Source organism: Viridibacillus arvi (genome assembly GCF_001274945.1).
In the GTDB taxonomy this organism is placed as follows: Bacteria; Bacillota; Bacilli; order Bacillales_A; family Planococcaceae; genus Viridibacillus; species Viridibacillus arvi.
Genome location: NZ_LILB01000007.1, coordinates 258,635 through 279,015 on the forward strand (window position 1 = coordinate 258,635; position 20,381 = coordinate 279,015).

At 39.3% G+C, this 20,381-nt stretch carries 34 protein-coding genes; 32 read left to right on the plus strand and 2 right to left on the minus strand.

The features are described 5' to 3' along the window. Positions 1-10 precede the first annotated feature (10 nt). From rplV to AMD00_RS18850, 31 genes are all read left to right on the plus strand, one after another. The gene (gene rplV, locus AMD00_RS18695; protein WP_038179077.1) at positions 11-355 is read left to right on the plus strand and encodes a 50S ribosomal protein L22; all 345 of its coding nucleotides are present in this window, start codon (positions 11-13) and stop codon (positions 353-355) included. A gap of 3 nt (positions 356-358) precedes the next feature. After that, positions 359-1,015: a 30S ribosomal protein S3 gene (rpsC, locus tag AMD00_RS18700; protein WP_038179079.1), complete on the plus strand. Its 657-nt coding sequence runs from the start codon at positions 359-361 to the stop codon at positions 1,013-1,015. Between the two features lies 1 nt (position 1,016). Next, the gene (gene rplP / locus AMD00_RS18705) at positions 1,017-1,451 is read left to right on the plus strand and encodes a 50S ribosomal protein L16 (protein ID WP_038179080.1); all 435 of its coding nucleotides are present in this window, start codon (positions 1,017-1,019) and stop codon (positions 1,449-1,451) included. Further along, positions 1,441-1,641: a 50S ribosomal protein L29 gene (gene rpmC, locus AMD00_RS18710; protein WP_038179082.1), complete on the plus strand. Its 201-nt coding sequence runs from the start codon at positions 1,441-1,443 to the stop codon at positions 1,639-1,641. Before rplP ends, rpmC begins: the two co-directional genes overlap by 11 nt. 17 nt (positions 1,642-1,658) lie before the next feature. Beyond that, entirely contained in the window at positions 1,659-1,922 is a 264-nt protein-coding gene (rpsQ, locus tag AMD00_RS18715) for a 30S ribosomal protein S17 (RefSeq protein ID WP_038179084.1), read from the plus strand. A gap of 41 nt (positions 1,923-1,963) precedes the next feature. Continuing rightward, on the plus strand, positions 1,964-2,332 hold the full coding sequence (gene rplN / locus AMD00_RS18720; protein WP_038179086.1) for a 50S ribosomal protein L14: 369 nt from the start codon (positions 1,964-1,966) through the stop codon (positions 2,330-2,332). A 36-nt stretch (positions 2,333-2,368) separates the two neighbouring features. Then, a complete protein-coding gene (gene rplX, locus AMD00_RS18725) occupies positions 2,369-2,680 on the plus strand; it encodes a 50S ribosomal protein L24 (RefSeq protein ID WP_038179088.1) in 312 nt (103 codons plus the stop codon). Positions 2,681-2,706: 26 nt separating this feature from the next. Beyond that, entirely contained in the window at positions 2,707-3,246 is a 540-nt protein-coding gene (gene rplE, locus AMD00_RS18730) for a 50S ribosomal protein L5 (protein WP_053418545.1), read from the plus strand. A gap of 21 nt (positions 3,247-3,267) precedes the next feature. Then, positions 3,268-3,453, plus strand: coding sequence for a 30S ribosomal protein S14 (rpsN, locus tag AMD00_RS18735; protein ID WP_008406949.1), 186 nt, complete (start codon positions 3,268-3,270; stop codon positions 3,451-3,453). Positions 3,454-3,482: 29 nt separating this feature from the next. Next, the gene (gene rpsH, locus AMD00_RS18740) at positions 3,483-3,881 is read left to right on the plus strand and encodes a 30S ribosomal protein S8 (protein WP_053418546.1); all 399 of its coding nucleotides are present in this window, start codon (positions 3,483-3,485) and stop codon (positions 3,879-3,881) included. Between the two features lie 31 nt (positions 3,882-3,912). Continuing rightward, a complete protein-coding gene (gene rplF / locus AMD00_RS18745) occupies positions 3,913-4,452 on the plus strand; it encodes a 50S ribosomal protein L6 (protein WP_038179095.1) in 540 nt (179 codons plus the stop codon). A gap of 33 nt (positions 4,453-4,485) precedes the next feature. Further along, positions 4,486-4,845, plus strand: a complete 360-nt coding sequence (gene rplR, locus AMD00_RS18750) for a 50S ribosomal protein L18 (RefSeq protein ID WP_038179097.1) — start codon at positions 4,486-4,488, stop codon at positions 4,843-4,845. A gap of 21 nt (positions 4,846-4,866) precedes the next feature. Beyond that, complete coding sequence (gene rpsE / locus AMD00_RS18755) at positions 4,867-5,367, plus strand: 30S ribosomal protein S5 (protein ID WP_038179099.1); 501 nt, start codon at positions 4,867-4,869, stop codon at positions 5,365-5,367. A 13-nt stretch (positions 5,368-5,380) separates the two neighbouring features. Continuing rightward, on the plus strand, positions 5,381-5,563 hold the full coding sequence (rpmD, locus tag AMD00_RS18760; RefSeq protein WP_038179101.1) for a 50S ribosomal protein L30: 183 nt from the start codon (positions 5,381-5,383) through the stop codon (positions 5,561-5,563). A gap of 34 nt (positions 5,564-5,597) precedes the next feature. Next, the gene (gene rplO / locus AMD00_RS18765) at positions 5,598-6,038 is read left to right on the plus strand and encodes a 50S ribosomal protein L15 (protein ID WP_053418547.1); all 441 of its coding nucleotides are present in this window, start codon (positions 5,598-5,600) and stop codon (positions 6,036-6,038) included. Then, the gene (secY, locus tag AMD00_RS18770) at positions 6,038-7,324 is read left to right on the plus strand and encodes a preprotein translocase subunit SecY (protein WP_053418548.1); all 1,287 of its coding nucleotides are present in this window, start codon (positions 6,038-6,040) and stop codon (positions 7,322-7,324) included. Before rplO ends, secY begins: the two co-directional genes overlap by 1 nt. Before the next feature lie 66 nt (positions 7,325-7,390). Beyond that, positions 7,391-8,044 (plus strand): adenylate kinase, encoded by a 654-nt coding sequence (locus AMD00_RS18775; protein WP_053418549.1) that lies wholly within the window; start codon positions 7,391-7,393, stop codon positions 8,042-8,044. A gap of 457 nt (positions 8,045-8,501) precedes the next feature. Further along, a complete protein-coding gene (gene infA, locus AMD00_RS18785; RefSeq protein WP_038179110.1) occupies positions 8,502-8,720 on the plus strand; it encodes a translation initiation factor IF-1 in 219 nt (72 codons plus the stop codon). A gap of 37 nt (positions 8,721-8,757) precedes the next feature. Continuing rightward, positions 8,758-8,871 carry a 50S ribosomal protein L36 gene (rpmJ, locus tag AMD00_RS18790; protein WP_000868344.1) on the plus strand — a complete coding sequence of 38 codons (114 nt, stop codon included), beginning with the start codon at positions 8,758-8,760 and terminating at the stop codon, positions 8,869-8,871. A 23-nt stretch (positions 8,872-8,894) separates the two neighbouring features. Beyond that, positions 8,895-9,260: a 30S ribosomal protein S13 gene (gene rpsM, locus AMD00_RS18795; RefSeq protein WP_053418551.1), complete on the plus strand. Its 366-nt coding sequence runs from the start codon at positions 8,895-8,897 to the stop codon at positions 9,258-9,260. Between the two features lie 25 nt (positions 9,261-9,285). Then, positions 9,286-9,675, plus strand: coding sequence for a 30S ribosomal protein S11 (gene rpsK, locus AMD00_RS18800; protein ID WP_053418552.1), 390 nt, complete (start codon positions 9,286-9,288; stop codon positions 9,673-9,675). A 140-nt stretch (positions 9,676-9,815) separates the two neighbouring features. Next, positions 9,816-10,760 carry a DNA-directed RNA polymerase subunit alpha gene (locus AMD00_RS18805; protein WP_038179123.1) on the plus strand — a complete coding sequence of 315 codons (945 nt, stop codon included), beginning with the start codon at positions 9,816-9,818 and terminating at the stop codon, positions 10,758-10,760. Between the two features lie 54 nt (positions 10,761-10,814). Next, positions 10,815-11,195, plus strand: coding sequence for a 50S ribosomal protein L17 (gene rplQ, locus AMD00_RS18810; protein WP_038179125.1), 381 nt, complete (start codon positions 10,815-10,817; stop codon positions 11,193-11,195). Positions 11,196-11,615: 420 nt separating this feature from the next. Continuing rightward, entirely contained in the window at positions 11,616-12,461 is an 846-nt protein-coding gene (locus AMD00_RS18815; protein WP_053418553.1) for an energy-coupling factor ABC transporter ATP-binding protein, read from the plus strand. Next, positions 12,437-13,309: an energy-coupling factor ABC transporter ATP-binding protein gene (locus AMD00_RS18820; protein WP_053418554.1), complete on the plus strand. Its 873-nt coding sequence runs from the start codon at positions 12,437-12,439 to the stop codon at positions 13,307-13,309. Before AMD00_RS18815 ends, AMD00_RS18820 begins: the two co-directional genes overlap by 25 nt. Further along, entirely contained in the window at positions 13,306-14,103 is a 798-nt protein-coding gene (locus AMD00_RS18825) for an energy-coupling factor transporter transmembrane component T family protein (RefSeq protein ID WP_053418555.1), read from the plus strand. Before AMD00_RS18820 ends, AMD00_RS18825 begins: the two co-directional genes overlap by 4 nt. A gap of 22 nt (positions 14,104-14,125) precedes the next feature. Next, positions 14,126-14,875, plus strand: a complete 750-nt coding sequence (truA, locus tag AMD00_RS18830; protein ID WP_053418556.1) for a tRNA pseudouridine(38-40) synthase TruA — start codon at positions 14,126-14,128, stop codon at positions 14,873-14,875. 172 nt (positions 14,876-15,047) lie between these two features. Further along, positions 15,048-15,485 carry a 50S ribosomal protein L13 gene (rplM, locus tag AMD00_RS18835; protein WP_053418557.1) on the plus strand — a complete coding sequence of 146 codons (438 nt, stop codon included), beginning with the start codon at positions 15,048-15,050 and terminating at the stop codon, positions 15,483-15,485. A 21-nt stretch (positions 15,486-15,506) separates the two neighbouring features. Then, positions 15,507-15,899 carry a 30S ribosomal protein S9 gene (rpsI, locus tag AMD00_RS18840; protein WP_038179136.1) on the plus strand — a complete coding sequence of 131 codons (393 nt, stop codon included), beginning with the start codon at positions 15,507-15,509 and terminating at the stop codon, positions 15,897-15,899. A 155-nt stretch (positions 15,900-16,054) separates the two neighbouring features. Continuing rightward, positions 16,055-16,768 carry an N-acetylmuramoyl-L-alanine amidase gene (locus AMD00_RS18845; protein WP_053418558.1) on the plus strand — a complete coding sequence of 238 codons (714 nt, stop codon included), beginning with the start codon at positions 16,055-16,057 and terminating at the stop codon, positions 16,766-16,768. Positions 16,769-16,847: 79 nt separating this feature from the next. Next, complete coding sequence (locus AMD00_RS18850; protein ID WP_053418559.1) at positions 16,848-17,906, plus strand: Mrp/NBP35 family ATP-binding protein; 1,059 nt, start codon at positions 16,848-16,850, stop codon at positions 17,904-17,906. A gap of 60 nt (positions 17,907-17,966) precedes the next feature. On the opposite strand, the gene gerD is transcribed toward AMD00_RS18850, so the two are convergent. Further along, positions 17,967-18,572 carry a spore germination lipoprotein GerD gene (gene gerD / locus AMD00_RS18855; RefSeq protein WP_053418560.1) on the minus strand — a complete coding sequence of 202 codons (606 nt, stop codon included), beginning with the start codon at positions 18,570-18,572 and terminating at the stop codon, positions 17,967-17,969. Between the two features lie 150 nt (positions 18,573-18,722). Between gerD and AMD00_RS18860 the strand changes: the two genes are divergently transcribed. Beyond that, positions 18,723-19,403 carry a KinB-signaling pathway activation protein gene (locus AMD00_RS18860; protein ID WP_053418587.1) on the plus strand — a complete coding sequence of 227 codons (681 nt, stop codon included), beginning with the start codon at positions 18,723-18,725 and terminating at the stop codon, positions 19,401-19,403. Between the two features lie 146 nt (positions 19,404-19,549). Here the strand turns inward: AMD00_RS18860 and AMD00_RS18865 are convergent, their stop codons facing one another. Then, entirely contained in the window at positions 19,550-20,203 is a 654-nt protein-coding gene (locus AMD00_RS18865) for a hypothetical protein (RefSeq protein WP_053418561.1), read from the minus strand. Positions 20,204-20,381: the final 178 nt, after the last annotated feature.

The following is a 20,381-nucleotide window of genomic DNA, read 5'->3' on the forward strand; positions in this document are numbered from 1 at the left end:
GTAAATCCTGATGCAAGAAGCAAAAGCTATTGCTCGCACAGTTCGCATTGCTCCTCGTAAAGTCCGCTTAGTGGTTGATTTAATCCGAGGCAAGCAAATTGGCGAAGCAGTTGCAATTTTACGTCACACTCCAAGAGCAGCGTCTCCTGTAGTTGAAAAAGTACTAAAATCTGCAGTTGCAAATGCTGAACATAACTACGATTTAGATGTAAATAACTTAGTTATTTCAGAAGTATTCGTTGATGAAGGTCCAACGTTAAAACGTTTCCGTCCACGCGCACAAGGACGTGCAAGCGCAATTAACAAACGTACAAGCCACATTACTCTAGTGGTATCTGAGAAGAAGGAGGGATAATACGTGGGTCAAAAAGTACATCCAATAGGATTACGTGTTGGTGTCATTCGTGATTGGGAATCTAGATGGTACGCTGAAAAAGAGTACGCTACTTTACTTCATGAAGACATTAAAGTACGTAAATACATTGAAACAAGCTTAAAAGAAGCTTCAGTTTCTAAAGTAGAAATCGAACGCGCTGCAAACCGTGTTAATATTACAATTCACACTGCGAAACCAGGTATGGTAATTGGTAAGGGCGGTACTGAAGTGGAATCACTTCGTAAAAACCTTGGCAAAATCACTGGCAAACGCGTTCACATCAATATTGTTGAAATCAAACGTGCGGATCTTGACGCTAAATTGGTAGCAGAAAACATTGCTCGCCAATTAGAAAACCGTGTATCATTCCGTCGTGCACAAAAACAAACTATTCAACGCACAATGCGTGCAGGCGCTAAAGGTATTAAAACTCAAGTATCTGGTCGTCTAGGCGGCGCTGATATCGCGCGTGCTGAACATTATAGTGAAGGAACTGTTCCGCTTCATACTCTTCGTGCTGACATTGATTATGCTCATGCAGAAGCTGACACTACTTATGGTAAATTAGGTGTTAAAGTATGGATCTACCGCGGTGAAGTCCTTCCAGTGAAGAAGAACTCTGAGGAAGGAGGCAAATAATATGTTATTGCCAAAACGCGTAAAATACCGTCGTGTACACCGCGGAAAAATGCGTGGAGAAGCGAAAGGCGGTAAAGAAATAGCATTCGGCGAATTCGGTTTACAAGCAACTGAAGCTAGCTGGATCACTAACCGTCAAATCGAAGCTGCACGTATCGCGATGACTCGTTACATGAAACGTGGCGGTAAAGTTTGGATTAAAATCTTCCCACATAAACCATATACGAAAAAGCCTCTAGAAGTGCGTATGGGTTCAGGTAAAGGTGCTCCTGAAGGATGGGTAGCAGTAGTTAAACCAGGAAAAATTATGTTCGAAATCGGAGGCGTTTCTGAGGAAATCTCTCGTGAAGCACTTCGTTTAGCATCTCATAAGCTTCCTGTGAAATGTAAGATTGTTAAACGTGAAGAAATTGGTGGTGAATCTAATGAAAGCTAATGAAATCCGTGAACTTACAACAGCAGAGATCGAAACTAAAGTAAAATCACTGAAAGAAGAGCTTTTTAACCTTCGCTTCCAATTGGCGACTGGTCAATTAGAAAACACAGCTCGCATCCGCGAAGTACGCAAAGCAATTGCGCGTATGAAAACTGTGATTCGTGAAAGAGAAATCAGTGCAAATAACTGATAAAGGAGGTTTGCAGCATGACTGAGCGTAACCAACGCAAAGTTTACACTGGCCGCGTAGTTTCAGATAAAATGGATAAAACTATCTCAGTTTTAATTGAAACTCACAAAAAGCATAAGCTTTATGGCAAACGTGTAAAATACTCTAAGAAATTCAAGGCGCATGATGAAAACAACGAAGCAAAAGTTGGAGATATCGTCCGCATTATGGAAACTCGTCCGCTATCAGCTACTAAACGTTTCCGTTTGGTTGAAGTAGTAGAAAAAGCGGTTATTATCTAATTAAATTTCGGAACTACAACGTCCGAAGGGAGGTAACCTAAGTGATCCAACAAGAAACCCGTTTAAAAGTTGCTGACAACTCAGGTGCGAAAGAAGTATTAACTATCAAAGTACTTGGTGGTTCTGGACGTAAGACTGCGAACATCGGTGATGTAATCGTATGTACTGTCAAGAAAGCAACACCAGGTGGCGTTGTCAAGAAGGGTGAAGTAGTTAAAGCTGTAATCGTTCGTACGAAAAGCGGCGTTCGTCGTAAAGACGGTACTTACATCAAATTCGATGAAAACGCATGTGTAATCATCAAAGATGACAAATCACCACGCGGAACTCGTATTTTCGGACCTGTAGCACGTGAATTACGTGATAACAGTTTCATGAAAATCGTATCTTTAGCTCCGGAAGTTCTTTAATTTTCATGAAAGTGCCAATCAAGGAGGTGCGACAGAATGCATGTTAAAAAAGGCGACAAGGTAAAGGTTATTTCAGGTAAAGAAAAAGGCAAAACAGGTGTAATTCTTGCTGCTTTTCCTAAAAATGATCGTGTACTAGTTGAAGGTGTAAACATCGTCAAAAAACACGTGAAACCTAACCAAGTTAACCCACAAGGTGGAATTGTCAGCCAAGAGGCAGCAATTCACGTTTCGAACGTAATGCTAATCGATCCAAAATCTGGCGAGCCGACTCGCGTAGGTTATAAAATCGAAGATGGCAAAAAAGTTCGTGTAGCAAAAAAATCAGGTGCAGTAATCGATAAATAAGTAATAGAGAAGGGAGGTACAAACACATGAGCCGCCTAAAAGAAAAATTTGTAAACGAAGTTTCACCTGCTCTTATGAGCAAGTTTGAATATACATCAGTTATGCAAGTTCCTAAAGTTGACAAGATCGTTATTAACATGGGTGTTGGTGACGCAGTTCAAAACTCTAAAGTACTTGACTCAGCTGTTGAAGAATTAGCATTAATCGCAGGTCAAAAACCTGTTGTAACTAAAGCTAAAAAATCTATCGCAGGTTTCCGTCTTCGTGAAGGAATGCCAATCGGTGCGAAAGTTACATTACGCGGTGAGCGTATGTATGACTTCTTGGATAAACTAATCGCTGTTTCTCTTCCACGTGTACGTGACTTCCGTGGTGTTTCTAAAAAAGCATTTGACGGTCGCGGTAACTATACTCTTGGTATTAAAGAGCAATTAATCTTCCCAGAAATCGACTACGATAAAGTTTCTAAAGTACGCGGTATGGATATCGTTATCGTAACTACTGCGAACTCTGATGAAGAAGCTCGCGAGTTACTAACTCAATTCGGTATGCCGTTCCAAAAGTAATAAAACAAGGAGGGCGAAAACGTGGCTAAAAAATCAATGATCGTTAAACAACAACGCACGCAAAAGTTTAAAGTGCAAGAATACACTCGTTGTGAACGCTGTGGGCGTCCACACTCTGTATACCGCAAATTTAAACTTTGCCGTATTTGTTTCCGAGAACTTGCATATAAGGGACAAATTCCTGGCGTGAAAAAAGCCAGCTGGTAATCCCCTAATTTGGGAAGGAGGTAAATGTAATGACAATGACAGATCCGATTGCAGATATGCTTACACGCATTCGTAATGCTAACATGGTCCGTCACGAGAAATTAGAGCTTCCGGCTTCTAATATCAAAAAAGAGATCGCTGAAATTCTTAAGCGTGAAGGTTTTGTACGTGACGTTGAGTATGTAGAAGATGACAAACAAGGTATCATCCGTATCTTCTTAAAATATGGCCAAGAAAACGAACGTGTTATTACAGGATTAAAACGTATTTCTAAACCAGGTTTACGCGTTTATGCGAAAACTAACGAAGTACCTAAAGTGTTGAACGGACTAGGAATCGCTTTAGTTTCAACTTCAAACGGTTTATTAACTGACAAAGAAGCTCGCGCTAAACAAGTTGGCGGAGAAATCTTAGCTTACGTTTGGTAATTAGCAACAAAAGAATGGAGGTGCAACATAAATGTCTCGCGTAGGTAAAAAACCAATCGAGGTGCCTGCTACTGTAACTGTAACTGTCGCTGCTGACAACACAGTAACTGTTAAAGGACCAAAAGGTGAACTTGTTCGCTCTTTTAACAAAGATATGAAAATTGAACAAGAAGGTAACGTGATTACAGTATCTCGTCCTTCTGAGTCAAAAGACCACCGTACTAACCATGGTACAACTCGTGCTCTTTTAGCAAACATGATTACTGGTGTTTCTGAAGGATTTGAACGTGCACTTGAATTAGTTGGTGTAGGTTACCGTGCTCAATTACAAGGAACTAAACTTGTATTGAACGTAGGTTACTCACATCCAGTTGAGTTCACACCTGAAGAAGGAGTAACTGTAGAAGTTCCTTCAAACACTAAAGTTATCGTTAAAGGGATTAGCAAAGAACGTGTTGGAGCACTTGCTTCTAACATCCGTCAAGTGCGTCCACCAGAGCCTTATAAAGGTAAAGGGATTCGTTATGAAGGCGAATTCGTTCGTCGTAAAGAAGGTAAAACAGGTAAATAATGCTGCTTAAAGCATTAGAAAGGAGTGACCTCTGTGATTACGAAACAAGATAAGAATCAAGTTCGTAAAAAACGTCATGCGCGCGTGCGTTCTAAAATTACTGGTACTGCTGAATGTCCACGTTTAAACGTATTCCGTTCAAACAAACACATTTACGCACAAATTATCGATGATTCTAAAGGACTAACACTAGTAAGTGCTTCAACTATGGATAAAGAGTTTGAAGGAACTGCTGGTAACTTAGAAGCTGCTACAAAAATCGGTGAAACTATCGCTAAAGGCGCTGCGGAAAAAAACATCAAAGCTGTTGTATTTGACCGTGGTGGTTACTTATATCATGGACGTGTTAAAGCTTTAGCTGAAGCTGCACGTGCAAATGGTTTAGAATTTTAATAAGAAGGAGGTACACATTTCATGAGTCGCATTGACGCAAACAAACTAGAACTTGAAGAACGCGTTGTTACGATCAACCGCGTTGCTAAAGTTGTTAAAGGTGGACGTCGTTTCCGCTTCACTGCACTAGTAGTGGTTGGAGACCGTAATGGCCATGTTGGTTTCGGTACAGGTAAAGCTCAGGAAGTACCTGATGCAATTCGCAAAGCAGTAGAAGATGCGAAGAAAAACTTGATCGAAGTTCCACGTGTTGGTGGTACAACACCACACTTAATCATGGGTCGCTTCGGTGCAGGTAACATCATGATTAAACCTGCTGCTCCTGGTACTGGAGTTATCGCTGGTGGTCCAGTTCGTGCTGTATTAGAGCTTGCTGGTATCACTGATATTCTTTCAAAATCACTTGGTTCAAATACGCCAATTAACATGGTTCGCGCTACTGTTAGAGGTTTGTCTGAACTTAAACATGCTGAAGAAGTTGCAAAACTTCGCGGTAAATCAGTAGAAGAACTATTAGGTTAAGGGGGGAAATAATATGTCAACTAAACTACAAATTACCCTTACTAAAAGTTTAATCGGTACTAAACCTGCTCAACGTAAAACAATCGAAGCGCTTGGCTTACGTAAAGTAAATCATACTGTTGAACATCCAGACAATGTGGCTGTTCGCGGTGCGATCACTAAAGTAGCACACTTAGTTACTGTTACAGAGATTTAATTCGAAAAATCAATAACAAGGAGGTGCCACCCATATGAAACTTCATGAGTTAGAACCAGCTTTAGGTTCACGTAAAGAACGTAACCGCGTAGGTCGTGGTATCGGTTCTGGTAACGGTAAAACTTCTGGTAAGGGACATAAAGGTCAAAATTCTCGTTCTGGCGGCGGCGTTCGTCCAGGATTTGAAGGCGGTCAAAACCCATTGTTCCGTCGTTTACCTAAACGTGGATTTACGAACATTAATCGTAAAGAATACGCTATCGTAAACCTTGACGCTTTAAATCGTTTTGAAGACGGCACAGAAGTAACACCAGCTTTATTAATTGAAACTGGTGTTGTGAGCAACGAGAAAGCTGGAATCAAAGTTCTAGGTAATGGAACTGTTGAGAAAAAGCTTACTGTTAAAGCTCATAAATTCTCAGCTTCTGCTAAAGAAGCAATTGAGAATGCCGGCGGACAAATCGAGGTGATTTAATGTTTCAAACAATCTCTAACTTTATGCGCGTGAGAGATATTAGAAATAAAATCATTTTCACTCTTTTGATGTTGGTCGTATTCCGTCTTGGAACGTTTATACCGGTACCAAACGTCGACGCCAATGTATTAAAAGCCACTGATCAATATAGTTTAGTTGGTTTCTTAAATACATTTGGTGGAGGAGCTTTGAAAAACTTCTCGATTTTTGCTATGGGTATTATGCCTTACATTACGGCTTCAATCATAGTTCAGCTATTGCAAATGGATGTTGTCCAAAAGTTCACCGAGTGGTCAAAACAAGGTGAAGTTGGTCGACGTAAGATCGCTCAATTTACACGTTACTTCGCAATTATCCTTGCATTTATTCAATCAATCGCAATGTCTTACGGTTTCAACCGTATGTACGGCGGTTCATTGATTAAAGATGAGGGTGTTATGACGTACTTAACAATTGCGATTGTGTTAACTGCTGGTACTGCATTTTTACTTTGGTTAGGTGAGCAAATTACTGAAAAAGGTGTTGGAAATGGTATTTCCATTATCATCTTCGCAGGTATCGTAGCTGCATTGCCAAACACTGTGAATCAAATTTATGCTTCACAATTCGAAAATGCGGGAGAGCAATTGTTCATCCGTATTATCGTAATGGCTCTTATTGTATTGGCCGCTCTTGTAATAGTTGTAGGTGTTATTTACGTTCAACAAGCGTTGCGTAAAATCCCTATTCAATATGCAAAACGTGCTGGTGCTCAAAGAGGTGCGCAACAATCTCATTTACCATTGAAAGTAAATGCTGCTGGGGTTATCCCAGTTATCTTTGCTGTTGCGTTTATCGTAACTCCTAGAACAATTGCGACTTTCTTTGGAGATAATAAAGCAACTCAGTTCATTGAAAGAACGTTTGATTATTCTCAACCAGTTGGGATGATCATTTATGTAGCGTTAATTGTAGCGTTTGCATATTTCTATGCGTTCGTTCAAGTGAATCCTGAAAAAGTTGCGGATAATTTGAAAAAGCAAGGTGCCTATATCCCGGGTATTCGCCCAGGTAAAAGCACTCAAGATTATCTAACAACTGTTTTATATCGCTTAACGTTTGTAGGTGCGATCTTCTTGTCGCTTGTTGCGATTCTTCCAATCATTTTTATTAATGTTGCGAAGCTTCCAGCATCTGCCCAAATTGGCGGTACTAGTCTACTAATCGTTGTCGGTGTTGCACTGGAAACGATGAAACAATTAGAATCCCAACTTGTGAAACGCCACTACAAAGGTTTCATGAAATAATGTTGGTTTTTAGGGACGATTTTCGTTCCTTAAACCTTCACAATAACTTGAGGGGGCTCTCTCCGTATGAATATCGTTTTGATGGGTTTGCCTGGTGCTGGTAAAGGCACTCAAGCAGATAAAATTGTTGAGAAGTACGCAATCCCTCATATTTCTACAGGCGATATGTTCCGTGCAGCTATTAAAGGTGGTACGGAATTAGGTCTTTTAGCGAAATCGTTTATTGACAAAGGTGCTCTTGTACCTGATGAAGTGACGATTGGAATCGTTCGCGAACGCTTAAGCCAACCTGATTGTGATCAAGGCTTCCTACTAGATGGTTTTCCACGTACTATTGAACAAGCTGATGCGTTAGATAATATTTTATCTGATCTTGGTAAAAGAATAGAATATGTAGTAAATATTCAAGTAGAACAAGAAGAGTTGATTAAACGTTTAACAGGTCGTCGTATCTGTAAAGTATGTGGCTCTGCTTATCACTTATTGTTTAATCCTTCTAAAGAGGAAGGCATTTGTGATAAAGACGGAGGAGAACTTTATCAAAGAGCAGACGATAATCCAGAAACGGTTTCTAATCGCCTGGAAGTAAATATCAAACAAACACAACCTTTACTTGATTTTTATCAAGCTAAAAATGTGTTAACAAATATCAACGGACAGCAAGATATCTCAGATGTTTTTGCTGACGTAGATGCTCTATTACAGGGCAGCCGCAACTAATACCCGAATCCCGGGTGCAGATAACTGCCTCCGCGGGGAGTATGCGGTAGCAACGGAAATGTATTTTCGAGAGCTGCAAAAGCATATTGTGCCCGGTCTATGCACTGATGAATTAGATGTATCGGTATACGGGATACCCTTTGTCCTTGATGCAATCCTAGTTCTGAAAGGGTATAATGGGTTTCGTGGAAGCATCTGTGTAAACGGGTATGGAAGGATCTTATCCAAGGCAATTCCGGATGGTCATGTTGACATGAGGGAAACAAGGTTCAAACGGAAAGTCAATTCCATGGGTTGTAAGAAGCGAAACCTGATGAGCGTCTTTCGAACATCTCTCATACAATCCAAACATATGTTGAGACGAGTCGTTTCTTTCATGAAAGAAAAAAACTTGAAGCAAATTCCGTTTGATTTGAAGATGGGAACCTGAATTGCATATAGAAGGGAGACAGGGTCGATGGCGAAAGACGATGTAATTGAAATCGAAGGCACAGTTGTTGAGACTTTGCCAAACGCGATGTTTAAGGTAGAATTAGAAAATGGTCATACAGTTCTTGCTCATGTATCAGGCAAAATTCGTATGCACTTTATTCGCATCTTGCCTGGAGATAAAGTAACTATTGAGTTATCTCCATATGACTTAACTCGCGGTCGTATCACATACCGTTTTAAATAATCTTTTGCACTCCGGACCACTAAGGAGGTTAGGTTAGATGAAAGTGAGACCATCTGTGAAACCGATCTGCGAAAAATGTAAAGTTATTCGCCGACGCGGTAAAGTAATGGTAATCTGTGAAAATCCTAAACACAAACAAAAACAAGGTTAATTTGAAGGAGGTGCACAACGTATATGGCACGTATTGCTGGTGTTGACATTCCTCGCGACAAACGCGTTGTAATTTCATTAACTTACATTTACGGAGTAGGTAACACTACTGCTAAGCAAGTTCTTGCTGGAGCAGGTGTTTCTGAAAGTACTCGAGTTCGCGATCTTACTGAAGACGAACTTAACAAAATCCGTGAACAATTAGACAAATACAAACTAGAAGGTGATCTTCGTCGTGAGATCTCTCTAAACATCAAACGCTTGATGGAAATCGGATCTTTCCGTGGTATCCGTCACCGTCGCGGTTTACCTGTTCGCGGTCAAAATACGAAGAACAATGCGCGTACGCGTAAAGGTCCTCGTAAAACTGTAGCGAACAAGAAAAAATAATCGGTAAAGGAGGTTTCTTCTTAACATGGCACGTAAACAACAATCTCGTAAACGTCGTGTGAAAAAGAATATCGAATCTGGTATTGCTCACATCCGTTCTACATTTAATAATACAATTGTAACCATCACTGACATGCAAGGTAACGCTGTTTCTTGGTCAAGTGCAGGTGCTCTAGGATTCCGTGGTTCTCGTAAATCAACTCCTTTTGCTGCACAAATGGCTGCTGAAACTGCTGCTAAAACATCAATCGAGCATGGTTTAAAAACTTTAGAAGTAACTGTTAAGGGTCCTGGTGCAGGTCGTGAAGCTGCTATTCGTGCGCTTCAAGCTGCAGGTTTAGACGTTACAGCAATCAAAGATGTAACTCCAGTTCCACATAACGGTTGTCGCCCACCAAAACGTCGTCGTGTATAATTGATGAATCTCAATCTAGTGATTGAGAATCTCATTTCTTGTACAAACTGAATTGTGCAGACACATGATTGATTAGACATTCGATTTAATGTAGGAAATAAAAATCATACATTCGATGTTTTGAAGGAGGGTAAATTTGAATGATCGAAATTGAAAAACCAAAGATTGAAACCGTTGAGATCAGCGATGATGCCAAATACGGCAAGTTTGTTGTAGAACCACTTGAACGTGGATATGGAAACACTTTGGGAAATTCTTTACGTCGTATCCTTCTGTCTTCTTTACCAGGAGCTGCTGTTACTTCAATCCAAATTGACGGCGTACTACACGAATTCTCTACTATTGAGGGCGTTGTAGAAGATGTTGCATCAATTATTTTGAACATTAAAAAGCTAGCTTTAAAAATCTATTCTGATGAAGAAAAAGTCATTGAAATAGATTTCAAAGGTGACGGAGTAGTAACTGCTGCGGATATTACGCATGACAGTGACGTTGAAGTGTTAAACCCAGATCTATATATTGCAACTATTGCTAAAAATGGTCATCTTCGTATGCGTATGTATGCGCAACGTGGACGTGGTTACACTCCTGCTGATCAAAACAAACGCGAGGATCTTCCAATTGGCGTGATCCCGATCGACTCTATTTACACTCCAGTTTCACGCGTCAACTTCCAAGTAGAAAATACTCGTGTTGGACAATCGTCTGATTTCGATAAACTTTCTCTAGATGTATGGACAGATGGTAGCATCGGTCCTAAAGAGGCGATTTCGCTCGGAGCAAAAATATTAACCGAGCACTTAAATATCTTCGTTGGTTTAACAGACGAGGCACAAACTGCTGAAATCATGGTTGAAAAAGAAGAAGACCAAAAAGAAAAAGTCTTAGAGATGACTATCGAAGAGCTTGATCTTTCTGTGCGTTCTTACAACTGTTTAAAACGAGCAGGTATCAACACTGTTCTTGAACTTGCTAACAAGTCTGAGGACGACATGATGAAAGTTCGTAACCTAGGACGTAAATCATTAGAAGAAGTAAAAGCGAAGTTAGAAGAGCTTGGTTTAGGGTTACGCGAAGAAGACTAAGCGAACTTTTATATAAAAGACTGATCAGTTATTGAACAAAGGAGGGAAACATCCATGGGTTACAGAAAACTTGGACGTACAAGTTCTCAACGTAAAGCGATGTTACGCGATTTAGCTACTGACTTAATCATCAATGAGCGCATTGAAACAACAGAAACTCGTGCTAAAGAATTACGTTCGGTTGTTGAGAAAATGATTACTTTAGGCAAACGCGGAGACTTGCATGCTCGTCGTCAAGCAGCTACATTTATTCGTCGTGAATTAGCTACTACAACTGACGCTGAAGGCAATGAATCAACAGTTTACGCTTTGCAAAAATTGTTCGATGATGTAGCACCACGCTACGCTGAACGCCAAGGCGGTTATACACGCATTATGAAAATGGGACCTCGCCGCGGTGACGGTGCGCCTGTAGTTGTGATTGAACTAGTTTAATCATACGATGCGGAGGAGGGTGTTTGGTTCATAGCTATTTGAACTGCACCCTCTTTTTTTAAAAATTAGAATTTAGATTTATACGACAAATTTAAAAGCAGAGTGTTATGATGAGCGGACATAAGTGCCGTCTCGTTTAGCTCTACGCACCTCATTCACTCTTAAAGTCTGAGCAACTTTAAGAACGGAGATACGAAACAAAGCGCATTTCTCTGAATGGGGTGCGCGCTTTTTTATTTAATTTGGAAGAGCCCTTGCTCATGTCCACTAAATATTAGTAATGAAGAGAATCGACTTTCGCCGTTATAAGCAAAAGTCGTATTTTTCTAATATAGAATCTTTTCAGCTAGTATTCATACATAAAACAGTGTAAGTTAGAGAGAACAGCAGAGCGAAGTTGAGCGAGAGGAGTTTGAGCATATGGATGAAATCTTATCACTGGATCACGTAACATTTACATATTCCCCGGATGAGCCGGATATTAAGAACGCGGTTGAAGATGTGTCATTTACTGTGAATGAAGGCGAATGGATCGCGATTGTAGGCCATAACGGATCTGGCAAATCAACTATAGCGCGCCTTATGAACGGCTTATTGTTTCCACAACAAGGAACGATTAAGGTTTTGAATCAGTCATTAACTGAAGAAAACCTTTGGGATATTAGGTCTCAAATGGGTATGGTATTCCAAAATCCTGATAATCAGTTTGTAGGAGCGACTGTACAGGATGATGTTGCTTTTGCACTTGAAAACAACGGTATACCATATGAAGAAATGGTTAAACGTGTACATGAGGCACTGAAACAAGTAAAGATGGATCAGTTTTTAAATCATGAACCACAGCATTTATCAGGTGGGCAAAAACAACGCGTTGCCATTGCAGGTGCACTTGCACTAAAACCGAAACTGCTCATTTTGGATGAAGCGACATCAATGCTTGATCCTCAGGGCCGTGCTGAAGTACTGGCTACTGTACAAGCATTACGTGAAGAGACAGGATTAACGGTCCTATCAATTACACATGATTTAGAGGAAGCTATTTTAGCTGACCGTATGTTATTTATGAATGGTGGCAAAAAGTTTGCTGAAGGAACACCATCTGAAATTTTCGCTTTAGGCGACCAATTAGTAGAGCTTGGTTTAGATTTACCATTTGCTATGAAGCTAACAAAGCTTTTGAAACAAAATGGTGTTAAGCTTCTAGGTGAGCACATGACAGAAGAAGAGCTGGTGAATGACTTATGGACATCCAACTTCAAAAAGTAAGTTATGCGTATGCACAAGGAACGCCTTTTGAAAAGAGAGCGTTATTTGATGTTGAATTAGCTATTCCTTCAGGTAGCTATCAAGCAATTATAGGTCATACAGGTTCAGGGAAGTCTACAATTTTACAGCATCTAAATGCCCTTTTAAAACCTACAGAAGGTACTATACAAATCGGGGACAAGACTATTACGGCTGGTAAAAAGGCGAAGGATTTAAAACCGGTTCGTCAAAAAGTAGGGATTGTATTTCAATTTCCCGAACATCAGTTATTTGAGGAAACGGTTTTAAAAGATATTATTTTTGGTCCTATGAACTTTGGTATCTCTGAAGACGAAGCGACAAAACGTGCGCATCACTTAATCGAACTCGTAGGTTTACCACTTACGGTACTTGATAAATCACCATTTGATTTATCGGGTGGTCAAATGCGACGAGTGGCTATTGCAGGGGTACTCGCTATGGAACCAGAAGTAATTGTCCTTGATGAGCCAACAGCTGGACTTGATCCTCGAGGCCGTAAAGAAATAATGGATTTATTCCTACAGCTTCACAAGGCAAGAAATTTAACGACAATCCTTGTGACACATAGTATGGAAGATGCGGCACGTTATGCAGATCGAATTGCAATTATGCATGAAGGCAAATGTGTACTAACAGGAAATCCAGCAGAAATCTTTGGTAATGCTGAGCAATTGGCAAAGTATCGATTAGAGCCTCCGCGTATTGTGCGTTTCCAGAGAGAATTTGAAGAGAAGGTCGGTCGCAAGCTACCAACGCTTTGTCTAACAGAAGAAGAGCTCGCGTCAGCGATTACGGAAGCTGTTCGAGAGGAGCGTGCGGGTCAATGATGGAGAAAATGATTTTTGGCCGCTTTATGCCAGGGGATTCCTTCGTGCATAAATTAGATCCTCGCTCGAAACTATTATTTGTATTCGCATTTATTATTATCGTATTTTTAGCGAACAATCCTGTGACGTATGCAGCGCTGTTTGTGTTTACATTACTTGTTATTTTTGTTTCGCGTATTAAATTATACTTTTTAATAAATGGCTTGAAGCCGGTTATTATATTAATGGCATTTACATTCTTACTTCATATTTTCTTTACGAAGGAAGGTGAACTGCTTTATCACTGGAAGTTCATCAGTATATATGAAGAGGGTTTGAAGCAAGGTATTTTCATTTCTATTAGATTTTTAGTATTAGTCTTTATGACATCCATTTTGACGCTAACAACTTCACCAATTTCGATTACAGATGGATTAGAAGTTCTGTTGAATCCATTCAAAAAATTAAAATTACCTGTACATGAGTTAGCACTAATGATGTCAATATCGCTTCGCTTCATCCCTACACTAATGGATGAGACGGATAAGATTATGAAGGCACAAATGGCGCGTGGGTCAGATCTTAGTACAGGACCAATAAAAGAACGTGTTAAAGCCGTTGTACCATTGCTTGTACCACTCTTTGTTAGCGCATTTAAGCGTGCAGAGGATTTGGCAACAGCAATGGAAGTACGTGGTTATCGTGGCGGAGAAGGACGTACACGCTACCGCCAGCTGAAATGGGATAGTAAGGATACATTAGCGATCCTGTTACTTGTAGCCATGACAGCATTATTAATAACCCTTCGTAGTTAATGAATGAGGAGATTGCATAACGATGAAAAGAAGAATGAAAGCTACAATCACATATGATGGAACGAATTTCTCTGGTTACCAAGTGCAACCTAAGAAGCGTACAGTGCAAGAAGAGCTTCAGAAAGTACTTACCGTCATGCATAAAAATGAGATTGTCCAGGTGACAGCAAGTGGGAGAACAGATGCTAAGGTGCACGCAACCGGCCAAGTAATCCATTTTGATACAACACTGTCCATTCCTCTTGATCGTTATGCACAAGCATTAAACGTTCAATTACCGAGAGACATCCGAATTGTTCAAATAGAAGAGGTGTCTGATGACTTTCACGCGAGGTTTAGCGTCCATGGAAAGCGATATCGCTATATCTGGTCGTGTGAAGCCGTACAGAGCCCTTTTAGACGTTTTTATGCGACACCTACCAATGGTGTGAAGCCAAATGTTATGGCTATGCAAGAAGCAGCACAGTATATTCTAGGGACACATGATTTTTCATGCTTTTGTGCAGCCAATACAAGTGTGAAAGATAAAGTGCGTACTGTTGCAAAGTTAGACTTTGAATGGCATGGTGAAGAATTGCATATGACAATTGAAGGAAATGGCTTTTTGTATAATATGGTGCGAATTATTGCAGGTACTTTATGGGAAGTCGGAATTGGTAAACGCCAAGCTGATGAACTAGCCTCAATTATTGCTTCAATGAATCGAGGAAATGCCGGTAAAACCGCGCCACCACACGGATTGTACTTAGAATCCGTGTTCTATAGCGACTGAAGCAACATCTCCAGGTGTTTTTGGTTAAGCACTTGACAAAAGTTGTTATTCGTTATATTATGACATATGGTATTTTCATTACCCCACTCGATAAGCCCCGAATCTTATAGTGTTGTGGATAAAGAAAACAATTGGAACAGAAAATAGAAACAATTAGTAGGAGGATACTAACATGCGTACAACATTCATGGCTAAAGGTCACGAAGTAGAGCGTAAATGGTTAGTAGTTGATGCAGAAGGCAAAACTCTTGGTCGTTTAGCTTCTGAAGTAGCTGCTATCTTACGCGGTAAACATAAAGCAATTTTCACACCAAACGTTGACACTGGGGATCACGTAATCCTTATCAACGCTGGTAAAATCGAATTAACAGGTAACAAATTACAAGATAAAATTTATTACCGTCACACTCAATTTGCAGGTGGTTTAAAAACTCGTACTGCAGGTGAAATGAAAGAAAAATATCCAAAACAAATGCTAGAATTAGCTATCAAAGGGATGCTTCCTAAAAACTCTTTAGGTCGTCAAATGTTCACTAAACTTCACGTATACGCTGGAGCAGAACACCCACACGCAGCACAAAAACCAGAAGCATATGAGCTTCGCGGATAATCATTAGAGGAGGAAATACCCTTGGCACAAGTTCAATATATCGGCACAGGTCGTCGTAAAAGTTCTGTAGCTCGCGTACGTTTAGTACCAGGCGAAGGAAATATCGTTATTAACAATCGCGACGTTGAAAACTACGTCCCATTCGCAGCTTTACGCGAAATTATTAAACAACCATTAGTAGCAACTGAAACAGTTGGAAGCTACGACATTCACGTTAACGTGAATGGTGGTGGATACACAGGTCAAGCTGGCGCAATCCGTCACGGTATTGCACGTGCATTACTAACAGTTGATCCTGATTTCCGTCCAGCACTTAAATCAGCAGGTCTACTTACTCGTGACCCACGTATGAAAGAACGTAAGAAGCCAGGTCTTCGCGGCGCTCGTCGTGCACCTCAATTCTCAAAACGTTAATCATTCGTTTATGCGAATTCAAACCGTCCCATTTTTATGGGGCGGTTTTTTTATTCTAAAATACTAATTATATAAATGATTTTATATTAGCTTATCATTACGACATATCGTCCAAGCATAGGGCATATATTAATGCAAAAGGGCGGTGTCGTTATTTGAAGCGGTGGCTTATTTTAGGGACAATTTTACTTTGCTGTATACTATTTGTTGTATATGGAGTAAAAGCATCAGATCGTGGATTTTTCATTGCAGAAACACTAGGCGGAGTGAAAATAGTAGTAGATGCTGGACATGGTGGGATAGATGGCGGTGCGTCTAAAGGGGATATTATTGAAAGAGATATCACTCTTGCCATTGCACAAAAGGTAGAGAAGAGGCTGAAGAAAAAAGGTGCGACAGTATTTATGACACGTTCTAAAAGTGGTGATGTTATTGCTGAACATGCCTCTGATCAAACTTACAATACATTACGAGAACGTAAAAAAGAAGATATTTTCTTGAGAGAACGACTTGTAGCTAAACAAAAACCAGATCTCTTTATAACTATTCATGCCAACGCAATTCCAGAAACAAAGTGGAGAGGTGCTCAGGTATTCTACCATGCAAATGGACATCCTGGCGGTGAGTTTTTGGCAAAAGAAATTCAGTCTTCTATACGAGAGAATTTGAAGAATACTAAAAGAGAAGCACTGTCTATAAAGCAAGTGTATTTATTGAAAAAAGCTACCATGCCTTCTGCACTTATAGAGACAGGCTTTATCAGCAATCCAGAAGAACAGAAACTACTTACTTCACCAAAATACCAAGATCAAATGGCAGATGCGATTGTCCAAGGGATTGAGCAATATTTTGAGATTAATATCGAATAAAGCAACTCGTAAACCTAATTCATACCCTTTGTGATATACTAAAATTCGAAAAAAGATATTTACTAGAGGAGTGTCTATTGTGATTAATGAACAACAAGTCCGTGAATTAGTCGGAGAACTAAAAGATCCTTTTTTACATAAAACATTAGCAGAAACAAACGGTATTACGAATGTCTCAATAAAAGAAGAAAAAAACCATGTAAGTGTGAAAGTGGCGATTGCTAAAACTGGTACACCAGAGCAAATGCAATTACAAATGCAAGTTGTAGATGCATTAAAAAATGCTGGAGTGGAAACTGTAGGTATTCGTTTTGAAGAGCTTCCTCAGGAAACTTTAGAGCAATTCCGTGGTACAGCTACAAGAGCAGAAGCACAAGATGTATTATCTCCACTTAATAATGTGAAATTCATTTCAATTGCTTCAGGTAAAGGCGGAGTAGGTAAATCAACAGTATCAGTTAACCTTGCTGTAGCCCTTGCGCGTCTTGGTAAAAAAGTCGGCTTAATTGATGCTGATATCTATGGTTTCAGTGTGCCTGATATGATGGGTGTACAAACAATGCCAGTGGTAGAAGAGAATCGTATTATTCCGGTGGATCGTTTAGGTGTGAAAATGATTTCTATGGGCTTCTTTGTTGAAGATAACGCTCCGGTAGTATGGCGTGGACCAATGCTTGGAAAAGTGTTGGACCAGTTTTTCCGTGATGTAGAATGGGGCGAGCTTGACTACTTACTTTTGGACTTACCTCCAGGTACAGGGGATATTGCACTTGATATTCACCAAATGCTACCTGAATCAAATGAAATCGTTGTGACAACACCTCACCCAACTGCTGCATTCGTAGCAGCTCGTGCAGGAGCAATGGCAATTAAAACAAATCATAACATCCTTGGCGTTATTGAGAATATGTCGTGGTTCCAATCAAAAGTATCTGGCGAACGTGAATTTGTCTTCGGCGAAGGCGGCGGCCCAAAATTGGCTGAAGAGCTTCGTACAGAATTACTTGGTCAGATTCCATTAGGTCAACCTGACTGGAATGACGTTGATTTCGCACCATCTGTTTATGCGAAAAATCACTCTACAGGTCAAATTTATCTTGATATCGCACGTAACGTAATTGGAAAGTTAGAAAAATAATCAAAAGAAGAAGCGGGCACCTTTATAAAGGCACCCGCTTCTTCTTTTGTATGCCGATTATTATCCCTCTTGTTTCTTTTTATCTCCACTGGATTCATCGCCACTTTTACCGCCTTTGGATTTCTCCTCACCACCAGCTGATTCACCAGCAGATTGAATAAGTTTTAGCCATTTTTCTTGTAGAAGTGGACTTTCAATCGTTTCTGCAATAATTTTTTCTAAATTTTCTTTTGAATTGGCTGATTTTAAAATCTTCTCAAGCTGTTTTTGCATATCGGGCTGACCAAAAAATTGTTCAAGATCTTTTTGGAATGAAGCGTCTTTAATTAAGTCCTTCATAACGCCTTCTTGTTCCTTCTTCATACTTTTAGCAAATGTTTCACGGAATTTTGGATCTTCAAACTGTTTTTTCCAATATTCTTCAGCTTTTTTCGATAGCAATGTTTCCTCAATTGCTTTTTTTACCTCTTCATTTTCCAATATAACTAAATCCCGAAAGCTGTTATCTTCTAGAAGCTGTCGTATTGCTTTTTTGCCATCTTCAGATTGCAGTGCATCGAGCATTATCTTCTTTACTTCATCATAAGACTGAGTACTTTGTTGGTTTGCAGAACAACCTGCTAAGAAAACGATGAAGCAAAATGAAAAGACGATCCTTTTGGCCATTCTAATCCCTCACTTTCTTCATATTGCTTTCAATTATTGTTCACAATTAACGAAGTAATATGTATTGATTTGAAGGAGAAATAGATTTTTTGCGGATTCGTTGTTAGAATGAAACAAGAAATTGTTTTTACAAACGGAGGACTTTTAGTCGTGACGATACGAAATTGGTTTAAATTTTTCTTAAATGCAATGTTGATCGGTGGTTCCATTACAGGAGTTTTTAGTTTAGTCATTAGATGGAACGATTTTTATGCTGTGCATTTCTCAAATGGAGAATGGGCAGAGTTCTTTTCAGGAATTATTTGGTTTGTTATTTTAGGTTTTACAATGAGTGTTATTGCACAAATGGGGTTCTTTGCATATTTAACTGTGCATCAAATTGGAGTGAACATTTTCCGTTCTTTAACATTATGGAATTGGGTACAAATGCTAATTATAGTTGTTACGTTAGTTGATTTAGTATTGTTCCGCTTCAAACCATATGCTCATACTGCTCAAGATTGGTTATTGTATATAGTTTTATTGCTTGTCTTATTGGCAGGGTCAATTGCAACAGCTATTCAAAAGACAAGGCTAACAAAGAAACATGTTCTCGTTCCAGCTTTATTTTTTATGATTGTTGTAACTACTCTTGAATGGTTAATCGCTTTATGGGTACGTACTGACGGTGGCGATGAATACGTAACGTTATTACTATTCCCTCTTTTAGCGGTTAATGCTTTCCAATTGCTAGTTTTGCCGAAGTATAATGCAAAATCAGATGAAGATATATTGAAATTGGAAGAGCGTCGTAAAGCACGCCGTTTAGCCGAAGCATCTAAAGCGAAATAATAAGTAAAGTGATGTCCTTATATAGATGGACATCACTTTTTTGTAGAAAAACATTAATATTCAACTAATAATCATGAGACGCATATAACATACTTTATACTAGTGAATAATAGAAAGTGTTTTTCTCTCTTCGGAGTAAAAACTCCTTAAGGGAATTTCTTATCCTTTATTTCATAGCCAAAGATCGTCTTTTCTAAAGTAGAGAATTCATATTTAGCGCGCAATTCATCAATTTTTTTAAAACTTATACGTTCCTTTTGATGCATAGGCGCGGTAATAATATCTCCTTTTACAAGTATAGGTAGTTTATCGTTCGTCCATACTTTAGAAGATCCGAGCATATTAATTTGTTCTTGCCATAAATGTTGACGCATATCACTAGGGAACAGTTGGTCTTTTGTTCTAAACCATAATGGCTTTACGCCAAAATGCTTTTCATAAATAGCGATTTCCTCCTCCAAGGCCATTAGGTTACTTTCATAATATGTGCTCTCTTTTCCTAATAATCCAGTAGGAATCCTTTTCTCTTTAATTAATTGTAAAATCGTAGGGGAACGATTAATCCAATCCTTATCTAATAGTAATAGAGGATAAGGGGGAGACAAAGTCTTTACCCATTGCTCCAGTTCCTGATCTCCGAATGAAACATCAATTGTTAACGTTTGACCATAAGTACCTTTTGCGATAACTTCTGGACTATCTGTTACATTAAAAACTTCTAAAAGTTTCTCTTTCGTAGGTATAAATAATAAAAAAACAACCAAAATAAAACTACTAAAAATGATAGTTTTCCGCATCATATCAACGCTCCCACTCATTTTTTATTAACACTGAAAAAATCCCCTAATACTTTTTTATGATAATGTGTTGACAATAATGCAAAAAGGATGATAAGATATGTAAGTCGTCAAAACAAAACGACAAAATGAACCTTGAAAACTGAACATGCAAGACGTTAATCAATAAATGTTTTTGAAC

Excerpts from the sequence above, each read along its gene's own strand:
- AMD00_RS18775 (WP_053418549.1), top strand. The coding sequence starts at position 7,391 with ATGAATATCGTTTTGATGGGTTTGCCTGGTGCTGGTAAAGGCACTCAA.
- rplP (WP_038179080.1), top strand. The coding sequence starts at position 1,017 with ATGTTATTGCCAAAACGCGTAAAATACCGTCGTGTACACCGCGGAAAA.
- secY (WP_053418548.1), top strand. The coding sequence starts at position 6,038 with ATGTTTCAAACAATCTCTAACTTTATGCGCGTGAGAGATATTAGAAAT.
- rplO (WP_053418547.1), top strand. The coding sequence starts at position 5,598 with ATGAAACTTCATGAGTTAGAACCAGCTTTAGGTTCACGTAAAGAACGT.
- rplV (WP_038179077.1), top strand. The coding sequence starts at position 11 with ATGCAAGAAGCAAAAGCTATTGCTCGCACAGTTCGCATTGCTCCTCGT.
- infA (WP_038179110.1), top strand. The coding sequence starts at position 8,502 with ATGGCGAAAGACGATGTAATTGAAATCGAAGGCACAGTTGTTGAGACT.
- rpsM (WP_053418551.1), top strand. The coding sequence starts at position 8,895 with ATGGCACGTATTGCTGGTGTTGACATTCCTCGCGACAAACGCGTTGTA.
- truA (WP_053418556.1), top strand. The coding sequence starts at position 14,126 with ATGAAAAGAAGAATGAAAGCTACAATCACATATGATGGAACGAATTTC.
- rpsK (WP_053418552.1), top strand. The coding sequence starts at position 9,286 with ATGGCACGTAAACAACAATCTCGTAAACGTCGTGTGAAAAAGAATATC.
- AMD00_RS18865 (WP_053418561.1), bottom strand. The coding sequence starts at position 20,203 with ATGATGCGGAAAACTATCATTTTTAGTAGTTTTATTTTGGTTGTTTTT.
- rplQ (WP_038179125.1), top strand. The coding sequence starts at position 10,815 with ATGGGTTACAGAAAACTTGGACGTACAAGTTCTCAACGTAAAGCGATG.
- gerD (WP_053418560.1), bottom strand. The coding sequence starts at position 18,572 with ATGGCCAAAAGGATCGTCTTTTCATTTTGCTTCATCGTTTTCTTAGCA.
- rplE (WP_053418545.1), top strand. The coding sequence starts at position 2,707 with ATGAGCCGCCTAAAAGAAAAATTTGTAAACGAAGTTTCACCTGCTCTT.
- AMD00_RS18815 (WP_053418553.1), top strand. The coding sequence starts at position 11,616 with ATGGATGAAATCTTATCACTGGATCACGTAACATTTACATATTCCCCG.
- rplF (WP_038179095.1), top strand. The coding sequence starts at position 3,913 with ATGTCTCGCGTAGGTAAAAAACCAATCGAGGTGCCTGCTACTGTAACT.
- AMD00_RS18820 (WP_053418554.1), top strand. The coding sequence starts at position 12,437 with ATGGACATCCAACTTCAAAAAGTAAGTTATGCGTATGCACAAGGAACG.
- AMD00_RS18825 (WP_053418555.1), top strand. The coding sequence starts at position 13,306 with ATGATGGAGAAAATGATTTTTGGCCGCTTTATGCCAGGGGATTCCTTC.
- rplM (WP_053418557.1), top strand. The coding sequence starts at position 15,048 with ATGCGTACAACATTCATGGCTAAAGGTCACGAAGTAGAGCGTAAATGG.
- rpsH (WP_053418546.1), top strand. The coding sequence starts at position 3,483 with ATGACAATGACAGATCCGATTGCAGATATGCTTACACGCATTCGTAAT.
- rpmC (WP_038179082.1), top strand. The coding sequence starts at position 1,441 with ATGAAAGCTAATGAAATCCGTGAACTTACAACAGCAGAGATCGAAACT.
- rpmD (WP_038179101.1), top strand. The coding sequence starts at position 5,381 with ATGTCAACTAAACTACAAATTACCCTTACTAAAAGTTTAATCGGTACT.
- rpmJ (WP_000868344.1), top strand. The coding sequence starts at position 8,758 with ATGAAAGTGAGACCATCTGTGAAACCGATCTGCGAAAAATGTAAAGTT.
- rpsQ (WP_038179084.1), top strand. The coding sequence starts at position 1,659 with ATGACTGAGCGTAACCAACGCAAAGTTTACACTGGCCGCGTAGTTTCA.
- AMD00_RS18805 (WP_038179123.1), top strand. The coding sequence starts at position 9,816 with ATGATCGAAATTGAAAAACCAAAGATTGAAACCGTTGAGATCAGCGAT.
- rpsE (WP_038179099.1), top strand. The coding sequence starts at position 4,867 with ATGAGTCGCATTGACGCAAACAAACTAGAACTTGAAGAACGCGTTGTT.
- rplX (WP_038179088.1), top strand. The coding sequence starts at position 2,369 with ATGCATGTTAAAAAAGGCGACAAGGTAAAGGTTATTTCAGGTAAAGAA.